General features: G+C 44.4%; 17 protein-coding genes and 1 CRISPR repeat array (1 of these 18 cut by a window edge). Of the genes, 14 read left to right on the top strand and 3 right to left on the bottom strand.

Features of this window, described 5'->3' with window-relative positions:
* Window positions 1-224 precede the first annotated feature (224 nt).
* The 12 genes from R0134_RS06485 (at window position 225) to R0134_RS06430 (ending at window position 13748) form a co-directional block, all read left to right on the top strand.
* A complete protein-coding gene (locus R0134_RS06485; RefSeq protein WP_319783991.1) occupies window positions 225-1487 on the top strand; it encodes a tyrosine-type recombinase/integrase in 1263 nt (420 codons plus the stop codon).
* Complete coding sequence (locus R0134_RS06480) at window positions 1484-2899, top strand: hypothetical protein (protein WP_319783990.1); 1416 nt, start codon at window positions 1484-1486, stop codon at window positions 2897-2899. The genes R0134_RS06485 and R0134_RS06480 overlap by 4 nt, the downstream gene beginning before the upstream one ends.
* A gap of 28 nt (window positions 2900-2927) precedes the next feature.
* Window positions 2928-4061, top strand: coding sequence for an ISAs1 family transposase (locus R0134_RS06475; RefSeq protein WP_319781770.1), 1134 nt, complete (start codon window positions 2928-2930; stop codon window positions 4059-4061).
* A 207-nt stretch (window positions 4062-4268) separates the two neighbouring features.
* A complete protein-coding gene (locus tag R0134_RS06470) occupies window positions 4269-5303 on the top strand; it encodes a hypothetical protein (protein ID WP_319783989.1) in 1035 nt (344 codons plus the stop codon).
* A 56-nt stretch (window positions 5304-5359) separates the two neighbouring features.
* Window positions 5360-5779 carry a hypothetical protein gene (locus R0134_RS06465; RefSeq protein ID WP_319783988.1) on the top strand — a complete coding sequence of 140 codons (420 nt, stop codon included), beginning with the start codon at window positions 5360-5362 and terminating at the stop codon, window positions 5777-5779.
* Between the two features lie 770 nt (window positions 5780-6549).
* On the top strand, window positions 6550-6966 hold the full coding sequence (locus R0134_RS06460; protein WP_319783987.1) for a GFA family protein: 417 nt from the start codon (window positions 6550-6552) through the stop codon (window positions 6964-6966).
* A gap of 106 nt (window positions 6967-7072) precedes the next feature.
* The gene (locus tag R0134_RS06455) at window positions 7073-8041 is read left to right on the top strand and encodes a PIN domain-containing protein (protein ID WP_319783986.1); all 969 of its coding nucleotides are present in this window, start codon (window positions 7073-7075) and stop codon (window positions 8039-8041) included.
* Between the two features lie 113 nt (window positions 8042-8154).
* Window positions 8155-9477 (top strand): hypothetical protein, encoded by a 1323-nt coding sequence (locus R0134_RS06450; RefSeq protein ID WP_319783985.1) that lies wholly within the window; start codon window positions 8155-8157, stop codon window positions 9475-9477.
* Between the two features lie 80 nt (window positions 9478-9557).
* Entirely contained in the window at window positions 9558-10334 is a 777-nt protein-coding gene (locus R0134_RS06445) for a hypothetical protein (RefSeq protein WP_319783984.1), read from the top strand.
* 94 nt (window positions 10335-10428) lie between these two features.
* A complete protein-coding gene (locus R0134_RS06440; RefSeq protein WP_319783983.1) occupies window positions 10429-11346 on the top strand; it encodes a DUF2971 domain-containing protein in 918 nt (305 codons plus the stop codon).
* 144 nt (window positions 11347-11490) lie between these two features.
* Entirely contained in the window at window positions 11491-12465 is a 975-nt protein-coding gene (locus R0134_RS06435) for a hypothetical protein (RefSeq protein WP_319783982.1), read from the top strand.
* Window positions 12466-12782: 317 nt separating this feature from the next.
* Window positions 12783-13748, top strand: a complete 966-nt coding sequence (locus R0134_RS06430) for a hypothetical protein (protein ID WP_319783981.1) — start codon at window positions 12783-12785, stop codon at window positions 13746-13748.
* 326 nt (window positions 13749-14074) lie between these two features.
* Here R0134_RS06430 and R0134_RS06425 read toward each other — a convergent pair whose 3' ends face one another.
* Entirely contained in the window at window positions 14075-15043 is a 969-nt protein-coding gene (locus tag R0134_RS06425; RefSeq protein WP_319781742.1) for an IS1595 family transposase, read from the bottom strand.
* 52 nt (window positions 15044-15095) lie between these two features.
* Window positions 15096-15173: a hypothetical protein gene (locus R0134_RS06420; protein ID WP_319784316.1), complete on the bottom strand. Its 78-nt coding sequence runs from the start codon at window positions 15171-15173 to the stop codon at window positions 15096-15098.
* A gap of 350 nt (window positions 15174-15523) precedes the next feature.
* Between R0134_RS06420 and tnpC the strand changes: the two genes are divergently transcribed.
* Window positions 15524-16939: an IS66 family transposase gene (tnpC, locus tag R0134_RS06415; protein WP_319783980.1), complete on the top strand. Its 1416-nt coding sequence runs from the start codon at window positions 15524-15526 to the stop codon at window positions 16937-16939.
* Between the two features lie 295 nt (window positions 16940-17234).
* Window positions 17235-18131, top strand: coding sequence for an aldo/keto reductase (locus R0134_RS06410; protein ID WP_319783979.1), 897 nt, complete (start codon window positions 17235-17237; stop codon window positions 18129-18131).
* 409 nt (window positions 18132-18540) lie between these two features.
* On the opposite strand, the gene R0134_RS06405 is transcribed toward R0134_RS06410, so the two are convergent.
* Entirely contained in the window at window positions 18541-19173 is a 633-nt protein-coding gene (locus tag R0134_RS06405) for a hypothetical protein (protein WP_319783978.1), read from the bottom strand.
* 177 nt (window positions 19174-19350) lie between these two features.
* Window positions 19351-20638: direct repeats of the CRISPR family, unit length 29 nt; unit sequence CGGTTCATCCCCGTGGGCACGGGGAACAC; it runs 2720 nt beyond the window's last position.

The raw sequence follows: 20638 nt of genomic DNA, 5'->3' as shown, positions 1-20638 counted from the left end.
GGGATCCCGAGGTCCCCCTTAGAGTTACTTTCCATGGTGAGACAGGCCCAGCTAAAAATCGAAAGAAAACATCTGCCTATGTCGACTTCAGTGAACTAACAAGCGGCTACACAGATAATTTCTTGATAAATTTGAGAGATTTCATTATTGAACGTTGCAACCAAGTAAAGATAATTACGATCCCTACGGAAGCTAGGAGTGTCCAGAAGTGTCTCCGACAAGTAATGGAAACTGCAGACTTCGAGTCCAAAATTGGAATCATCGACGAAACGTTTTTGCTCTGTCTTTCTGCTGTTAAAGGACAGGTTTCAACTTTACATTTGCGGTATCTCAAGCAAATGTTTAATTCAAACCCCTTTTCACCAATTTTTGCAAGAGGGTTGCATAGAGACGACTTTCCAACTCATAGACCAAAAAAAGGACGCAATGGAGAGGCCACTGATCGAATATTAAGTAAAGCAATGAATCGTGCGGCAGTTGCTTACACTCTCGACTGCTTAGACACAGCTTATGCAGAGGGGAAGATAGATATCGGGCACTACTCGTTTGTAAACCTTGCGTTTTCGGTGTTTGCTCGTAATGAAAGTTACCGTCAGATAACTCTCAGTGACCTAAAGTTTGATGAGACTCATCAGCAGTATTTTATTGATATCGTTACAGCTAAAACGAGACAGTATATTCCGAACAAAGCGCGATATAAACTCAGCGATACTGTGGGCTTGCTGCTAGTCAAACAGCGGCAGCATGTGATAGAAAAATACAGTTATCTCGTTGCCGAAGGAGATACGGAAAAAATGGCTCTCTTTCCTGCCCGTCAGCTTAATAAAGATGGAAGTTGGAGACATACATACGCTATTGAGAATTTTGGCATGTACAGAGGAGCCGTACAATTCGGCCAAGGTTATGGGGCGGCAATTGCCAAAAAATTAGGAGGTAGGATAACTTTAGGCAACTTTACTCTCAGACACACGCTGGGGACACTGCTAGCTCAAACCGGAGCTTCCGCCAAAACCATTCAAGCAGTGCTTAAACACGCAACCGATACGACGTGCAAGCACTATGTTGACATCGCTTTTCACGGCTTAATGTTTGAGTTGTCAGAAGCGATGCAACCCGCTTTTACAGAGCATCTTCCAACTTTTCTAAATTTTAGGTCTAAGTCAGATTCAGTCATAATAGAGAAGCGCATAACGACGGAAGATACAAAAAGCAATCAGTGGGAAGATGTTGGCGAATGCGGTAAAGAAATTGTCTGCGAAAACGCCCCTATTGTATGCTACAGCTGCTTTAGATTTAATCCCTGCTGGGACGCTGATCACGGCATCAACTTGCGATTCGTTGAGCAAGAAATTGAATATATGAGTAAGCTCGGCAAACCATTCCAACACATGGTTGAGAGAGCAAAGATAGCTAAAAACCATATCGTTGTTGTGATGAATGCCATTGATCGATATCGAGAAGTGATGAATACAGGGGAGCAGACATGAACACGCTGATCGCGATCGATAGTTTTCAAAGGCGCAAGGCACTCAATGAGTGGCTCGATGATTGCAAAAAACGAATGGCTTTCCGATTTCCGAAGGTCAGATTTAACTCAGATTCGTGGCAGATCAAAAAGCTTTATGGAACCGCTCAGAACGACTTCTATTTCAAAGAGCATCTCGCAGATTTAGTAAACTGTGATAGGAGCTATCGAGAAACTTTCCGTTGCCTAGTAGCTGAGTACGTGTTGGCTGGGAAGCCTAAAATTATGCATGGCCCTTGCATGTCTTTTAGAGTATTCGCTAAAGAATTTTCGCAACCTATCTTTAATCTAGGTATCCGAGATCTAGCACAATTTGAGCAAATCTTGCTCGATATGGTTAAAAATAACCCAGTTAGGGCCTCTGGTGCTATGCGTTATGCAGCCTCACTAGAAAAGACCGTCCATTTACTATCCCGAAAAGGAGTGACCACGACTTTAGGTTTTTTCCGAAAAGCACAATTTAAAGCTGAACTTTCCGCTATTATTAATGCGAGACACATAGAACTCAGTAATGCCAAAGCAGAGATACTTGATCATCAGATAGAAGCTTTCAATGAGGCTTTTAACGCCATGATCGGTAATATGTCTTACCAAGACGGAACCCCTGTACTGACCGCCGGTGATGAGCTCGCAATCTGTGTAGTTGCCATTAGCCTTTGTGCACCATCACGGATCAATGAAGTTTTGTTGATGAGTATTGATGACTATATCACCGTAGAAGATTATGTAGGTGCTCACGTAGATGAAAAGGTAACTGTAGCTCTAAGCAAAGTTCACCAGATGCTGATAATCACCCAGAAAGGAAGCAAAGGTGCTGAGTGGGGAGCAAAACCAGTTCTCCAATTTATGATTGATGTTTTTCATTATTGTATTGAAAAAGTCAAGAAATATGGCGCTCGTTCGAGAATGCTAATCGAATGGTATCAGATGTATCCAAACAAATTATATCTCCCTGCTAAGATTGAGTATCTGCGCGGTCAGGCTCTTAATCAATATGACCTGGGAAGAATAATTTGTCTTGAGTCTGGTGAACCAAGTAAGTCAACGATTCAAGCAGGGGCGAAGGCTATTGCAGCATTAAAAGGAAAAAGTTTTCAGGTTTCCAACCCCAACTCTCTCACTTATAGAGGCGGGACTAATCCTCGTAAAACAATCTCAAGTGTGAGTTGGACTGACGCTGAAGAATACTTACTCTCACGAGTAAAAAAAGCGATACGCGCTTGTTATCAAGTAACGAAAGTGAATGATTACATCGGCGACTTGTCGAAAATGTTGTTTCTTTTTGATAGTGATGATTCGCCGTTTTTACCAGGGCAAGATCTCGAACGTTTTTTAGCCAACTCAGCTATATTTGACCTGCTCGCCTCAGTGTGATCTTATACTCTCTTTTGGGAGAGCCTAGATGAACACGGATGCTTTTACACAGTATTTTGGTGAGATAGACGACCCTCGCCAACCAGCCAAAATTATCTATCCGCTATTCGATGTATTGTTCCTCACCATTTGTGCTGTCATCGCTGGTGCTGAGGGTTGGGAAGACATCGAAGACTTTGGGAGTGCTCACCTGAATTGGTTTCAAAAAAAGGGCTTATTTCCAGAGGGAGTGCCAGTTCACGATACTATCGCTAGGGTGATTTCCCGCCTCGATCCCGTTCAGTTTCAGCAATGCTTTATTCGCTGGGTTCAGTCGATAACACACCGTACTGATGGTGAGCTTATCGCCATTGATGGCAAGGTACTACGCGGCTCTTACGATAGAGAGAATAGACAATCGACCATCCATATGGTCAGCGCTTTTTCCTCCGCTAATGGCGTGGTCATGGGCCAATTAAAAACCAATGCCAAGTCGAACGAAATTACCGCTATTCCAGCGCTGCTCAAGTTGTTGGATATCAAGGGATGCTTGATTTCTATTGATGCCATGGGCTGTCAGACCAACATTGCCAAGACTATTATCAACCAAGGTGGCGACTATTTACTGGCAGTAAAAGGTAATCAAGAGTTGTTGTTTAAAGCGGTGCGAACAACCCTATCAGCGAGCATAGCTGTCTCCACAAACCCCGATAAGATCAACATTGAGCAGGGGCACGGTCGTACTGAGATCCGAGAATATCATGTATTGCCAGCAGGCGATTTAGCGCACCAGTTTCCTGACTGGAAAGGCCTAAAAACTATCGGGGTGGCTATTGGCTATCGTCGTGAAAAATCAGGTAAATCCTCGCTTGAGTATCGTTACTATATCAGCTCAGCAGAGCTCGATAGTATCCGTTTCGGCAAGGCAGTCCGTGGGCATTGGGGTATCGAAAATAGCCTGCATTGGGTGTTGGATGTGTCAATGAAAGAAGATGCCTGCCCCATTTACCGTGAGAATGGGGCTGAAGTGCTGGCGAGCATCCGTCACTTAGCACTCAACATGATACGCTCTGAGACATCAAGGAAAGCCAGTGTTCGTCGAAAGCAAAAAATGGCGAGTATGAGTTGTGCTTACTTGGATAAAATATTAGTTGCTGGATTTACTGTGTTGGGCAAAAAATAAACAAAGATGACCTCACTATACAAAATTGATTATTTTTTATACACGACTAACTTAGTATGCTAAGAACAATATGTTCACGCTCTCACCCTGCCGTTTTTACCCAATTCCTTGAACTACCAATACATACGTAGAAGGCTAAAACGCACGACCAGCAGCATAGCGGGCTACGAAAGCCCAGCTACAATTTTTGAAAAACTAAATATCACTATGCCAGTTAATGGTAAGGTTGAATTCGCACATTTATCTCTTCACGACCCGCGTCGATGGCTATCCACCCAAGCACTAAAGCATGGAGAGAACCTGTCTGATGTATTAATCAATAAATGGGCAAACCGCTGTAGCCTCACACAACTCAAGGCTTACGATTTCAGAACGGCTGAAGTGATGGCTGAGGCATCATCTATGCCGGAGTCACAGCAATTAACACAGCTTTCTGACTTATCGAATGGGCTTGATGATATTGAAAAGCTAGAGGAAAAATTCGGACTTCAGACTGCAATTGTTACTGCTCAGAATGCGGGAATTGCCGTAACTTCAATGGAGGCAATTAGCCAAGCCATAGAGGACAGACCCATTGCAAAGTCCAGCCGTGGAATCATTATCATCTATCCCCAACGTTTTGGAGCGTGCCTACATCAGCACCACGAGACACCATGCCGTAACTACAGTAATGATCTATCTGCCTCATGCATGACCTGCAATGAGGCAGTGCACGTCAAAGGGCACATACCGACCAACGATGAGACCCGTAATCTTGCCCAGAAGCTCTTTGCAAGCATCATTAGCCACTTAGAGAACCTGGCACGAACCCACAACAGGAATGTGGCAGACGATCCTGCGGCACTTGGTGAACATATGGTCATGCTTGTCGAAAAAGGGCTCAACCGTAGTCAACTGGAGCAACTGGCCGGTCACCTCATCAACAACTTTCACGAGATCAAAGACCTTCTCAAAGACCGCCAGCTAGCCAACCGACTGGAACAAGCTTTCGTGGCGCGCGGGGTTGTACAACGATTGGATGATCAAGATATCGCAAACGGAGCCCTCATCAAATACCATAATCCAGCAAGGCACTCTCAACCCTTAACGGAGATCGCACTAGAAAAACACGGCGGACGTACTAAAATCCTGGAAGACGAGGCCACACTGATTGCTAAGCATCCAATATTTGCTCCTGTAGCTGAAGAGCTCAAGGACGAGAGACATCTGATTGAATCAGATGAAGACGAGGAAAATTTCTGACAATGTTGGGAAGGAAAGAAATTTTAACAGAGCAACTTGCACGAAAGGTTGCCAAAATGATCGAATTATTTCCAGACTCTGATATTCCCGTTACTTGGGCTAGTGTTATGGCTCACAGTAAGAAACGTTTTGGTCACGGGTTTAACAGACAAATGCTTAGTCAAAAAGAGTGGAATGGTAGAAAGATCATTGCAGAAGCCTTTAAAGAGGCAAAGAGCGTTCAAAAACGGTTAAGTAATGATTCTTTACCTAAGTATAGTAATGCCCACCGTTCGTTACTACGGAAGCGGATTGCTGAGCTTGAGGCCAAAAACATGGCATTAAGGGAAGAGTTAGAAGAAGTTCGAGCACAACAGATTGATGAACTTGATGTATTCTTGAATACACCACGTGACATCCGGTTGATGGTTGAGAGCTTTGCTGAAGAAGCTTCCCTCCCCTCCTCTAATGTAAAAAAAATCGGGAAGTCAGAATGAGAGGTGTCATCTAGGGTTACTAGTCCCCAATATACGATTGAGCTTTGAGATAGTTCGAGCTATAGGCGCACCTCGCTCGACGCTTAATTATACGGGGCAAGTTCCGCCAAGCTTAACGCACTGAGCGGTTCGAGTATGCAGCTTTATTACTCTCCCACAACACTCTCGTTAAATGAGATAAAAATCGGCCTTATCTCCACTGACCTTGCCTTTATTTACATATTTCAGCTGCGGCATTTAGTTGTTCACACTGGGGCTCTTCTTCCATTAGGCAGCCTACAGCGTCATAATAGAGCGGTTTCATATGATTCTAGTTGGATGACATAGATTAGCCTCAAAACAGAGAAGATAAGAGGCAAGGTCGCCCACAAGGCTCGCGCGGTATCGTGCCTGTTACAGGAAAATGCTGCTGATTGTGGCCTGGTGAAAAAATAGTATTTTCGAGCCTGGCTGTGATAATTACATTTTGATGAAAGCGGAACTATACGACAGTTGTCGCAGAACGGTATGATTTTGGATCTACAAAGCTTACAAAGCACTGAAAAATATAGAATAGTTGGTGTGAGTGTAAAATGGATAAGCAAACAGACAACTTACGTGGAAAACGACATTTGACGCTTATTCCCCGAGGCATCACTTTATTGTGTCTTAAGCTTTTGATAGAAAATAAAATTTTTATGATGAGATTTATGCCTCAGCGAAATAAGTGCTTTTTGTATAGATGTCATTTGTCGTTGAATTAGCTGTTATGTGTATTTCATCCACAGGCCATGGTAGGGATTTTGATGACTGATTACTTCGGTTCTTGTCTGTGTGGCACTGTGAGCTTTGAGGTAAAAGGTGACTTCGATAGCTTTTACCTGTGTCATTGTCAGCATTGCCAAAAAGATACGGGTTCGGCTCATGCGGCAAGCCTATTCTCACAGTCAGCTAAATTGCTCTGGCGGTCGGGTGCAGGTGCTGTGACTTCCTTTACGCTTCCAGGCACTCGTCATACCAAAAGCTTTTGTAAACTGTGTGGCTCAGCATTGCCAAACACTCAGATCCCAGGCTTGCTCGTCGTTCCCGCAGGATGCTTGGACACTGAAATATCTATGGCGCCAACAGCCCATATCTTTTCATCCAGCAAAGCTGTCTGGGATGGGGAGTTAGAGAAAGTGCCAGCGTTCGAGGGGCTACTAGATTGAGCTACCATCACATAACCAGTGGCTGTTGGCGGACGAACCTACGCTGCGCTCCGGCACGCCGCAAAGCCAAGCGTTAGGGCTACATTCATAACTATAGGAGTTATCGTTGAAAAATTTATTTATTGATACAAATGTATTTTTATCTTTTTACCATTTGAGTAACGATGATCTTGAAGAGATTCATAAACTTGCAGTCTTAATCAAACAGAAAGAGATTAGACTTTGGCTCACAGAGCAAGTGGTAGATGAGTTTTCTAGAAATAGAGAAGTAAAAGTCCATGATGCAATTAAAAAACTAAAAGAACATAAAATTAAAGGGGCATTTCCCCAATTCTGTAAAGATTATGATGAATACGGTGTGTTGAAAGAATTACAGTCAGCATATGGAAAGGTACATTCAAAGTTATTAAAAAAAATTACAAAAGATGCTTTATCTAGCAAGTTCAAAGCAGATGAAAAAATTACCGAGTTATTCAACGCTGCAAAGCGCATTGAGACTTCGAAAGAGGTATTGAAATATGCAAGATTGAGATTAGATGTTGGTAACCCTCCAGGAAAAAATGGTTCTATTGGGGATGCTATCAATTGGGACGCTTTAATCTTAACTCTTCCAGAAAAAGAAGAATTACACTTCGTTGCCGATGATAAAGATTATTATTCGGTGTTGGATGAAAACTTGCCAAAAGATTTTTTAGTAAAAGAGTGGTCTCATAAAAAAGAATCTGAGATTATTTTTTATCGCCGTTTGTCACAGTTTTTTAAAGCAAATTATCCAGATATTAAATTGGCTAGTGAATTTGAAAAAGAAATTGAAATAAAAGCATTATATCAAAGTTCAAACTTTGTACGTACACATGGTGTAATCGATAGACTTTCAAAATTTGATGACTTTAGTACAACACAGGTGAAGCAGTTAATAGAAGCATGTTTAGAAAACGATCAGGTTAAATGGATTTTTAGTGATGATGACGTGTTTGACTTCTATACAGATCTTGTAAAAAAGAATAAAAAACTAATTTCAAGTGACTTGCTTGAAATTATGGAAAAAATGATTGCAGAGTGTGCAGAAGAGTAGCCCTAACAAGTTGCTCAAAAGGACAAAAAACAGTTTGCTGTTTTTCGTTCCTCAAACATTTTAGCAAACAATTTTTTGCCTCTTAGCAAGGCGTTAAATGCACAAGGAAGCTCGTGGATATTTTAAATAATCGAGAAATTGCAATTGCGTTGTGGCTGCTGGCAATTTCGTTTTATATTCTTTCATCCTCAAAAATGGCTGAGGTCAGAAAAGCCTTTAAAGGCGTTTTGACAGCTTTCTTTGCAAGACAAATAATGTTCGCCCTTTGTTTGATGATTGCCTACATGGCGGTTGTCATTTATTGGCTTTCCGAGTTAGAGCTATGGAATGCTGAACAATTAAAAAACACTGTTTTTTGGTGTGTTTCTGTTGGGTTTATGTCGCTATTTAAGCTTGAACAGATCAAAGAAGATAACAGCTTCTTTAAACACTCAGTTATAGATAGTTTGAAACTACTGGCAATTCTTCAATTTGTCGTTGGCGTATATACATTCCCTCTTTTGGTCGAGGTTCTTCTAGTCCCGGTTTTGGCATTAATCGGCACAATGCTAGCAATAGCTGAGTCTGACAAGAAATATCATCAAGTAAAGGTTCTGCTAGAATATTTCTTATCTTTTTTCGGGGTAGTCATAATTGCATATACTTTGTACATGCTGACGACCAATTTTGGTGAGTTTGGCAAAGAAAAAACCACGTATGACTTCTTTGTTCCTCCTTTGTTGACTTTTTCTTACTTGCCTTTTTTGTTTTTTATGTTGGTTTATTCAACATATGAGCAGGCCTTTATTCGTCTTAAATTCTCGATAAAAGATAGATTTCTTAGGTATGCTGCCAAGCTCTACGCTTTTGTATTGTTCAATGTTCGTGTAAGCCTGCTCGAGCGATGGTCATATCAAGTCGCCAGAGAAAATATAGCCACACACTCTGATTTGGTGGGCACCTTTAAACATATATTTAAAGTGAGATCATCTGAGAGAAACCCAAAGGAAGTTTCGAAAGATCAAGGCTGGAGTCCTTATCAGGCGAAAGACTTCCTTGTAAGCGAAGGAATTAATACAGGTTTCTATAATAGGCTGTTCGAAGAGGAATGGTCTGCATTATCTCCAATGAAAGAGTTTGGCGAGGGCTTTTTTGCGGACAATATCGCTTACTATGTTGAAGGTTCTGAAGAAGTTTCAAACGTACTAAAGCTTGAAGTTAACGTGAATGATGCTGCGAGATCTCAGCAGGCGTGTGACATGTTAAAGGAGAAGGCAGAAGCGTTAAGCATCTCTAGCTTAAGTCAGCCTTTGTCTGAAGAAATGAAAAATGCTATTTCAAGTTGTGAGCCTTATTCTGAAAAATTTGAGGATAAAAAAATCTCATTGATTGTAGAGTATTGGCCTAACCATAGATTTAATGGATATGGTATCAAATTCGTCATATCAAACGTTTAACAAAGCGCTGCTGCCGGACAAATTTTCCGCTGCGCTCCAAATTTGCCGCAGAGCGCGGCGTTATATATTAGGAGATAGTTTTGACCGATGCGATAAAATGGGAGTTCTATTTAGACGGGGACTCTCGATATTTTAGAGGTTACTCTGAAGGGCGTCAGAATTTATACTTTGATATTTCTGGTGGGGTTGACCACCACAATGACTGCATGAATGATGATTTTCGCCTTTCATCTGTATATTTTAATGACGAAGACGATCCTGAAGTTGTATGGCAAGTAGGATACGAGTTGGCTAGTTTATACAATGGGATTTCGTCAATATTATCTAAATATGTGCGAAAGCTTGAATTAGCCGAGCTATTGCATGATGGAGTTAGGGTTGGTAAACCTCCCAAAAGAAATATAGTAGCTCTTTTAGGGAAACCAAATATTTCAGACTATCTATATAAAAAAGAGTTTGAAAAAGTAAAAGAATTAGATGTTCGTTTTTTTATGATGAACTTAGCCACCGAGCGCGAAGACGCTTATTTGATATTAAAATACTTCGCTGTTGAAGGTAGTTATATAAACTATTATAAAACTCTTGAGACGCTAGAAGTGTTGTCAAAAAAATCAGGTGTGGAAATTACGGTAGATAAGAAGTTAAGGAAAGCTTTTACGAATACGGCTAACAACTATACCTTATCAGGTTTGGATTCTAGGCATGGATTTAAGCAAGCAGTCAAAGAAAATAAAACCCCAAGTATGGAGCTGTCAGAAGCGCATTCATTCGTAGCGAGCATAGCAAAAGGGTATCTAGATAAGCTGGCACATGGTGTTATCAATGGAGTACATAACAAATCATTCAAGCTGGACTAAATACAGTGGGCTCTCGCTCCGCTCAATTATAGCCCACTATATTTAGCCTCTTAATGAGGCGTTAGTTTTTCTCGTACATGGATGATCGATTCAAATGTCAAAAATATATAAATACTTTTCAAATGATGTAATCCAACTCGTTTTCCAAAAAGAAGGATTTTGTGGTGTAAAATGCTCTTTACCACAGGATTATAATGATCCCTATGAGCTTTTTCTTGGTATGGATTTAAACACTCCTGCGGATCAACTTGCTTTTTACAATGATATTATTTCTGATATTCCACAAAGTCCTACAACATGTTTTTCTAAGTCTCCGATTGTTGCCCCTATGTGGGCGCATTATGCAAATAACCATACAGGTTTCGTATTAGAGTTTGAGTTAGAGAAGTTGCAAGAACATTTTAAAGGTAACCCTCTTTGGGATGTTACTTATAGAGATGCGCCAAGTGAGCATCTTCAACCTATCCTTCAAAGAGCCGCTGTTTTAAAAAAACCACGTCACTCGTATGCCTTACAAGAATATATTTTTGTTGAATCATATTTTGCTAAATACGATGACTGGAAATATGAGCAAGAATGCCGGTTTGTTGATATGAAAAAGGTAACGGAGAAAGTAGCAGGGAATTATATTTTATACATTCCCTGTGATTTGGTGACTGGTATTATTATTGGTTCAAAATACCCTAAGGAAAGCGTTGGCTTAGCGCAGGAAATAGCTAAAGAAAATGAATTGACTTGGTATGAGTTAGTAATCGGTAAAAGCCACCCGAAACCATATATGAAAAATGAGTCTAATGATGTTTTCACCTTCTCTGATAGCGATATTTTAATTGCGTCCAATACTTGCGATAGTTGCTCAGAACCATTAATAGCAGAGAGCGATTTATGTCCTTGGTGTAGCATAACTGAAGCTCATGAGGATGACGCTGCTCGAAGTAACCCATTTAGAATGTTAAGTTCAATGGGGCAACTGGACAGTTATATGAAATCTATGGGTAAAATAGGAAAATAGTTTTGCTAAACAAAAACTAACAAGTCGTTTAAAAGGACAAAAAAACAGTTGGCTGTTTTCGTTCCTCAACATTTTAGCCAACAATTTTTTTGCCTCTTAACGAGGCGTTCGCCGATTGTCTATTTGATAACCACCGAGGTGATAATGAGTCAAAAAAAATATTATGCAAAATTATTTGGGTGGATATTATTCATTTTATCTGTAGTAATAGTTGGTGTTGCCATTGACTTCCAAGCGAACAACTACCCTGTAACTTATCAAAGTGTAAATGTGGCTACGGGTCCGAATCAGACAGAAACTAAAACAATAGTTGTTGTTCCAACTATTGTTCAGAGCTATAAGTTGATTGCAAATTTTTTCTATGGTTTAGCTGTAGCTCTGTTCGCTACAATATTTGTGGCAAGGAAGTTAGAGCAAGACCAAAAAGAAAAGCATGAAGAGGAGTTAGAGAAGTTAAGGGAAGCAGTAAATGTAAATGTATTTGATGCTCTTTTCAAAACCCTTATCCCGAAAGAAATATTCCAAATAGTAAAAACTGAAATAATAGAAAACAAAGCAATACGAAAAAAAGCTCATTGGACGCATGTTTTTGAAGAGGTTGATGGGGGGATTAAAATGACGGCTACAACACATTATGAATTACATAATGTTAGTAAAGAGCCTGTTACTGATCCTGTGAAAATAGTTATGGAACCTCTATCTTCAGGGGATCAAACTATAAATATGGCTAGGTGTCTATCGAGTGACGGCACCGCTTTAATTGAATATGATCCATTGAATACCGATAATAATAAAAACATCACAATTGGAGATACAGAAAATGGTGGGAAGTTGGTTAATTATACTGTAACAGTTCCATCTAATGATTATATAGAATCAACTTTTGAGTATTCGACAATCTTCCCTGGTACAGTATATGATTGTCAACACACCAAGTATCCAATAATTGATTTGAATATAAATGCTGTATTTCCAAAAGGCTATAGATTTACTGTCTATCCATCTTTATCCAATGAGTTAAAAATAATTTCTGAGGGTGATACTCATAAAAATTTCAAAGTGGAAGGTGGAGTATTACCTCGTCAAGGAATTATTTATACATTGGAAAAAGTAAGCTAACAAGGCCAATCACAAACGCCAGCAAGCTGGCTGGCTGGCTGGCTGGACTCGCTACGCTCGCCTGTGTTGGCGGCGTTATGAGTAGCAGTCAGCCAGTTTCGGAGTCAATTAACATAGTTCTTTGAAAGCCGAAGTAGCGGTGCAAACGGGCAACATCAGCATCGTCTGTCGGAGAGCCGGAACAGGGTACTTGGCTCTGAATCTCAATCTTTGAGATCTCAGCTGGGCATCCAGTCGAACATTCGGTGTGCTTCATTCAAAATTTTAGCCAACAATTTTTTGCCGCTTAACGTGGCGTTAGGTTCACTGGAGAGTATGTGCAATATTCTGATTGGCAGTATTGGTTTTGGATTAAAAGACTACAGAAAGGTCGCTCTTTAGAGCGTTGGGCTTTACGCCATCTGCATCACAGAGACTATTTAAATTTGCTCGCCGAAAGAGTCGTTGAATTTAATAGACTTCATCGTCGACCATGCTCCGTACAAGTAAATTCTATCTGGATTGATGGTACACCTCAGGCGACTGCAAAAGCTAGAACTAAGAAAGTCAAGTGTGAATTGGCAGACTTACTTTATATAGTTGAAGAGCTAAATTATAAGGGGGATAAAATTTGTAGAAAAGGCATATTACTACAAGGAAAGAACACAATTCACCCTAGGAAGATTGATAGTGGTAATTCTACAAAAAAAGAGCGAGAATTATTTGAGAAGCTTGATAGGAGAGATGAGTTAACTTTAAATGTTGGCGTGAGTAAGACTTCCAAAATAATTGGAAAATATTTATTAGACTCAAGCGTAAAAGAAGGCCTTTCAGATTGTGCTCGATTTTTGTTGATGCCAAAGAAGCGCTGCTGGTTTCATGTCTTTATTTTTAACTGCTCACCTTTTCATGTAACGTGGCCAAAAAGAGAAACATCCAATGAGATGGTTGTTGGGCAAGGCTTAACGGAAGCGCTCTTAGAGATGTATAGCGGTTCTAGCCTTGGAAAAGAAATCATTGCACCGGCTAAGTGCGAATGGTCAAGAATGGTGTTAGATCTAGAGAACAGATATAAAGGCGTAGAAATGAAAGGTTATGACAGACAAAAACGCCATTATTCTTCAGATATTTTCTCCTTCACTGTTCACAAGCGCTTTTCGCAAGACGCCCAGGTCAATGCAGAAACCTATGGCTCAAATGATGATCTAATTGATTTCGGCACTTTGCCGTATATTTCAATTATTAAAGTAAGTGTTCAATATCCTGAGCAAGATGAACCTAATCGGGTAGCCGAGGGTTTCTAGCCCTCAGCCCCCACAACACACTGCATGTGGGTCCGCACAGGCCGTTTCACTAAGAATGGTGAAGCTTAATCCAACCATCGCGTAACTCATACAGTCCCTGATATTTTAAATACGCATTCGATAATGCCTGATTAATTACCGGTGTTTTAGAGCTGCGCTATGGGTCTTTGCTGGTTATACCGCAGGCAACTGCGGCTTGTACGTGAACGCCCAATCTCATCAAATTTCTTACTTTAGTGCGTGGCTATCGCCAGTAGGCCATTCGGACTATGCGCCGGATCCAATGATCCAGTTCAACACAGTGCTGATAACCACTGGCGATACGGCTATGTTCGCTTTAGTTGTTGAAAACGCGGCTGAACCGCACATTGCCATATAAAATCAATAGGTTGAGCATCAGCTTTCCTAGTATGCTCAAACCACCTGAACCAACCAAGGTAACGATGAAGGTACTTGGTGGCGACACCATGAAAACGCATTATCCATTGCTTTAGTCGACTGTGATAAGCATTCACACCCTGGATATGGAATATCTCTTCACGTACCCGCTGACCGACACTGCTGTTAACCGGCTTGTGAAGCAAGTGATGTTTGGCTGCCAACGCCTCGTAGTTAAGATGGCCATCGCTACAGAGCACAGCGCCAGACCGTAATCGCGGCAGCAGGCAGCGTTCCAGCTTTCTGAGCGTAAAGCGTTTCATTACAAAGTCGGCTTCGTTGTGGTTGCGGTCGCGCAGTACCATCACTTTGACCCACTTAATGTTTTTCTTATCGCTACCACGGCGGCGAGGTTTTCTCTTACTGAGATCCCGCTTGCCTTTGAAGGATTCACGTATAAACGTTTCATCGGCTTCGACGATACCGCCCAGCTCAGAAGACTTAGTATAATCAACCAGTTGCAGAAAGCGGTGTCGCCACCTGAATGATGTACCTAAGTTTATCTGACACTTTTTGGCGGCTTTGCGAAGTGTTGTGGATTCCATCATCTGCTCCGCATATTCCAACCACCGCTCAGCCATTCGAAGCCCAGCAAGTGGCGTGCCGGTCAGAGAGGTAAATGTCTTCTTGCAAGCCCGGCAGCGGTAACGCTGTCTACCATTCATGCTTCCCCACTTATAGGGAGCATCATCGCGGCAATGAGGGCATGTTGGGTGTGAAGCAGTGAGTTCTTCTAGTCGAGCAATGAGCTCGGGAAACGAGTCTGGTTGCTGAAGCAGTATCAGCAGTTCATGCCGCTGCCGAGGCTGGAGTTCAGTCAGTTGGCGTTTAAGTTTGGCGAAACCTGTACTTTTCATCTTTTTGCCTCCCACGAGGTGACTGATTCAAGTATAGCTTTCAACGATTAACTCAAACATAGCCGGCGATACCAAAGTAATTTATCCAACCACGTAGATACTGGCTGACCTTAAACAATTGGTATTTCATCGACACACCCCAGTTGCGGTTCGTGAGTTTCCGAACTTGCTGCTTAAACTTCAGCAGCGTTTTCGGATGCCAATGAATGCGGCTAGTCTTGAACGTAAAGCCCAAGAACTTTCTTTCATTCGTTTTAACAACTGTCGTGCTTTATCCATCGTTCTGCTCCTGAGTCCGTTCGTCAGAAGATCGGAGCACGGGAGAAGCGGATAGTTCCCTGATTTAGGAAACAACGCCAACTAACATGGTGTGACCGTAACAGTTCACCCGCACCGCCTTGACACTCAATAATGGGATGATCGTCTCTTGATCCGCTTTTGCTACTTGCACGATCTCTCGGTTCAGACACGCTTATCAATATGAGTAAAAAAAACACCACACCGACAGTGCCGTCACTGACGCTGGAACAGGAAAACGAGCTCATCTTCAAGCTGTTGGAACGTATTTCCGAGCTGGAAGACCGCCTCAAGCAGAACAGCGGTAACTCTTCAAAGCCCCCTTCCAGCAATGGACCGGGAGGCGCACCGCCGGCTCGCCCACGTCAACGATCCGGCAAGCAGCGCGGCGCTCAGCCTGGCCATAAGGGGCACCGTCGAGAGCGGCATCCACAGGATGAACGGGTAACGCTTTCGCCGTATTATCCGGCAGAAACCTGTACCTGCTGTGGTGGCGACATGTTGGCTCATGCCAAGCCACATCGAGTACACCAAGTCTTTGACTTGCCCGAAGTCAGCTATGTTATGACCGAGCATCAGCTGTTTCGGGCGACGTGCACCCGTTGCCTTCACAGCGATGAAGCCTGCTTGCCTGAAACGGTGAGCCATACCCAGATGGGCACTAACCTACTCAGTTATATCGCGCTGCAAAGTGGCCAGTATCATCAAAGCATCAGCCAAATACAGAGCCAACTTCACCAGCACTTTGGGCTGCGCTTTAGCCGAGGGGCTATCAGCGAGGCGCAAGGCCGAGTCAGCACCATGCTGACGCCCACCTATCAAGCCATTAAACAGCAGGTACAAACTGCCTCATATATCCATGCCGATGAGACCCGCCACCAACGCGGAGGAGAACGGCGCTGGATGTGGCTAGCCCTAAGCAAAGTGGCAGCCTGCTTCATGACCGCGTACGGCCGTGGGAAAGATGCAGCAAAACGGTTATTGGGTGACGTGCCAGAAACCTCAGTACTGGTGACCGACCAGTATGCGGGGTATTGCTTTGTTGATAGTGCCCAACGACAGATATGTTGGGCTCACGTGGCCCGTAACGTGGCTGCCATTGCCGACAGCAGCGAACGGACTAATCATCCCATTGGCGCACGGTTAGTCTTGCTGGCAAGTATGGTGTTCCGTACTCGGCACCGTTGGGAAAATGGCGAGCTAGATCATGCACAGTACCAACGGCGGTTGCGGCGATGTCGAGAACATTGGCGGGCCCAGCTGACACGCGGCACACTATTATGCTCCTCGCGTTATCGGGGTCGATGCCGTTGGCTACTCAAAGATGACGACATGCTGTGGCGATTTCTGGAAGACGACCAAGTGGCGCTGACGAATAACGAGGCCGAACGTGCGCTACGCGGTTATGTATTGTGGCGTAAAGGTAGCTATGGCGTCTGGTCACAGCGGGGAGAGCAGTTCCGTCAGCGAATTCTTTCCTTAGTAGAAACAGCCAAACGATTGGGCCGCTGTCCTCAAACATGGTTGCGCGCCGTGATCCGAGCTTGTATCGAGAAGACGGATTACCCCATTCCGGCAGAATTGTCCCCGTCAAGGTAGTATCGGTGAACACTTACGTGTGACCTGCTATGAAAATGAGGGGGTTTCTAAGACCTGGAGCAGCACTAGAGTGACTTGGGCTCATCCGCGTACTCCACACTTGCGTCTAACTGCTTTGTACTCACTTTATAAAATGTAAAAAAAAGGTCATATTTGATGGAAAATCATCAAAAAAAGTACAAAAACCAGCTAAGATGTAATGTCATATAAAGAAAAAAATATATATAACACTTTAAAATACAATTAGTTAAACTGATATTTCTGCTGAGTATATAACTTTTTTACCGTCATCCGAGTGTATCCAATTCCGCCACGGGAGCACACCCAAGGCGATACCGAGCGCATGCTTGGCCGCTGGCTAAAACTGCGCGGCCAGCGTGAGCAACTGATTATTGCCAGCAAAGCCGTTGGCCCCTCTCGCGATGCGGTGCGCCCTTCTTATTTTAGAAACGGCCACGCTAAGCTGGATCGCGCCAATCTAATACAAGCGGTAGACGACAGCTTGCGCCGTTTACAAACCGATTATATAGACCTGTATCAACTGCACTGGCCCGATCGCAGCGCCAACTACTTTGGCAAACTGGGCCTCACCGAGCTACCCGAAGAAGAAGCCGTGCCCATTATTGAAACCCTGCAGGCACTGGCAGAAATAGTGGCCAGCGGAAAAATACGCCATATTGGCGTGTCTAACGAAACCCCATGGGGCCTGCATCAATATTTAACGCTGGCCGAGCAAGCCAAGCTGCCGCGCATTCAAAGCATTCAAAACCCCTACAACCTGCTTAATCGCAGCTTTGAAGTGGGCTTGTCGGAATTTAGCCTACGCGAGCAAGTGGGCTTACTGGCTTACTCACCCTTGGCTTTTGGCATGCTCACCGGAAAATACCAAGATGGCGCCCGCCCAGCCGGCGCTCGTTTAAGCTTATATAGCCGCTTTAAGCGCTATTTAAACCCCCAAGCCCAACGCGCCAGCGCCGCTTACGCTAACTTGGCCCAAGAGCACGGCTTAAGCCCTGCACAACTGGCACAAGCGTTCGTCAACACCCGCCCCTTTGTCGCCAGCAACTTAATTGGCGCCACCACGCTTGCACAGCTCAAAGAAAACATCGACAGCGTAAACATCAATCTAAGCCCAGTGCTGCGCACCGCCATAGAAGAACTACACCAAGCCATGCCCAATCCAGCGGTATAAAGCGCTTACTGCACTAATGTTGAATTTTAAATGCTTAATGTTGAATGAAAGACTTAATCATTCCTGATTACGTATGAACCTCAACCAAAATGCACCCTGTTTCGGTTTGTTCTTCGTAGCTGCCCAATTTATTCGGCAGGCCAGCTCTGCTGGCTGTTACTGAGGTTTAGATTTAAACCAAAACACCAAACCGGGCCGAATAAATTGGCCCCTACAAGGTCAAAATACCAAACTGAGCCTCATATTTTTACCGAAGAGGTGGGCATCTCCCTGTAACCTATTGAATTTATTGGTGCTGAATTCACTGAAACATAGCTGAACTTTGTGGGTAATCAGGAAACATCAAGGCTGCCTAGCGTTGAATGACCAAGCAGCCCTTTAGCTTGTAAATACCGAGCAATCTACTTTATTAGTGCAAATCAGCCAATTTTACATCTTTCATGCCCAATGCTTGGGCCACGTCGTACATGGCCTGATTTAAGATCTTATGGGTCACTTTATCTGCTTCATAACTCGCTTTAGCATTAATATCGGCCATCACTTGGTTATGCAGCTTGTTAGAAAGCGCCTTATCAAACAGGTAACCGCTCCAAAAGGTACTATCTGGCGCAGTACCAGCATTGACCAGTGTTTTGGCAAGCTCAGTTCCTGAAAGGTCGGCAGGTTCAGGCAAACTAATACCGGCCTCCGTCGCGCGCTTAAGACCAAAGCCTATGGCTGCATCCATGCCACTCAGGAAAGTGTTTACCTCGCCTTCACCGTATTGCTTGGTCAGTTTCACCACCTCAGCATTCACAGTGTCCTCACCCAACATGGCTACCAGCGCCGTAGCAAAGCTAAACTTTTCAGCGCCGCCACCTGCCTTAACCAAGGCCGCCGTTACGTCCAATGCCGGCTCGCCCATGTAAACCGGGCCACCAAACATATTCATCGCAGACTGCTGTTGTTGAACATCCATTGCGTGCTCCGCATCCGCCGCCAACACAGGACCGGCAGTAAATGCCGCCATAGTAGCCGCTAACAATAGAGTGGTAGTTTTCATGGGTATTCTCCTTTTCGACTTTAAAAAGTAGCGAAATATCCTTGCGAGAAAAGTTGCTGAATAACTGCCAAGCCACCCCGCTTGATCATTCCCCTACCGGCTTGCTCCACACATTTCATTCACCGTAAAATGAGTATAGAGGCAGAGCCGTTTAATAAACGGGTGACACCGTGATTTCGGTTCATCCCCGTGGGCACGGGGAACACGTGTGCCCAAACCTTAAGCGTGAATTAGCAAACGGTTCATCCCCGTGGGCACGGGGAACACCGCTCTCGGATATGCCAAGGATAGAATCACACCGGTTCATCCCCGTGGGCACGGGGAACACGCTTAGTGCGTAGCCTGCCGTTGCGCTGCCAGCCGGTTCATCCCCGTGGGCACGGGGAACACTCAGGGCGAGGTGATTAGCTTGCTCGATAAGCGCGGTTCATCCCCGTGGGCACGGGGAACACCATCAGGCTAGACAAATATATTACAGGCATTGCGGTTCATCCCCGTGGGCACGGGGAACACTGAAGACGAGCTACAAGCTCTCGCCAAATAACCGGTTCATCCCCGTGGGCACGGGGAACACTCTGGTAGCTCTAACCCCAGTGGGGCGAGTAGCGGTTCATCCCCGTGGGCACGGGGAACACTCACCGTCCTCGGCGGTTAGGTTCGCAAGCAACGGTTCATCCCCGTGGGCACGGGGAACACTGTTCGGAAGTCCGAACAAAGGGGAGGTGTTACGGTTCATCCCCGTGGGCACGGGGAACACGAAGTGTCGGGCAACCCCAGCCGCATCGACCGCGGTTCATCCCCGTGGGCACGGGGAACACATTGGTGAGAATGATCGGCGCTATGCTGTGTTCGGTTCATCCCCGTGGGCACGGGGAACACGAGCACCACGTTCAGCGAGTCGTCAGTGTTGGCGGTTCATCCCCGTGGGCACGGGGAACACGTGCATGTAGAGCAGGGCGCGGCCTTTGGTCACGGTTCATCCCCGTGGGCACGGGGAACACATTAGCGCCTGATGCATCGGGTATAGGCGAAGACGGTTCATCCCCGTGGGCACGGGGAACACTGCCGCCGCGAAGCGATCTAGCGCATCCGACACGGTTCATCCCCGTGGGCACGGGGAACACTTCCTTATGCCGAGTTCAGGTTATTTAATTATACGGTTCATCCCCGTGGGCACGGGGAACACTCGCTTGATATCAGTCTCTTTGCCAGGCGAAGACGGTTCATCCCCGTGGGCACGGGGAACACGTATAACCAAGCGTCCGCGAAATCTAACGCACCGGTTCATCCCCGTGGGCACGGGGAACACGTGGACAGGTGGCGTAGGTCTGCCACCTGATGCGGTTCATCCCCGTGGGCACGGGGAACACTTTAAGCAGGGCGGCCGACTCGGTGACAATAACGGTTCATCCCCGTGGGCACGGGGAACACCCGCTGTTAATCATACCCCTAGCGTCATCCTCGC

Source organism: Oceanisphaera sp. IT1-181 (assembly GCF_033807535.1).
Lineage (GTDB): Bacteria > Pseudomonadota > Gammaproteobacteria > Enterobacterales > Aeromonadaceae > Oceanimonas.
The sequence above is the reverse complement of the archived record's forward strand: the minus strand, read 5'-3'. Positions and strand labels throughout refer to the sequence as shown.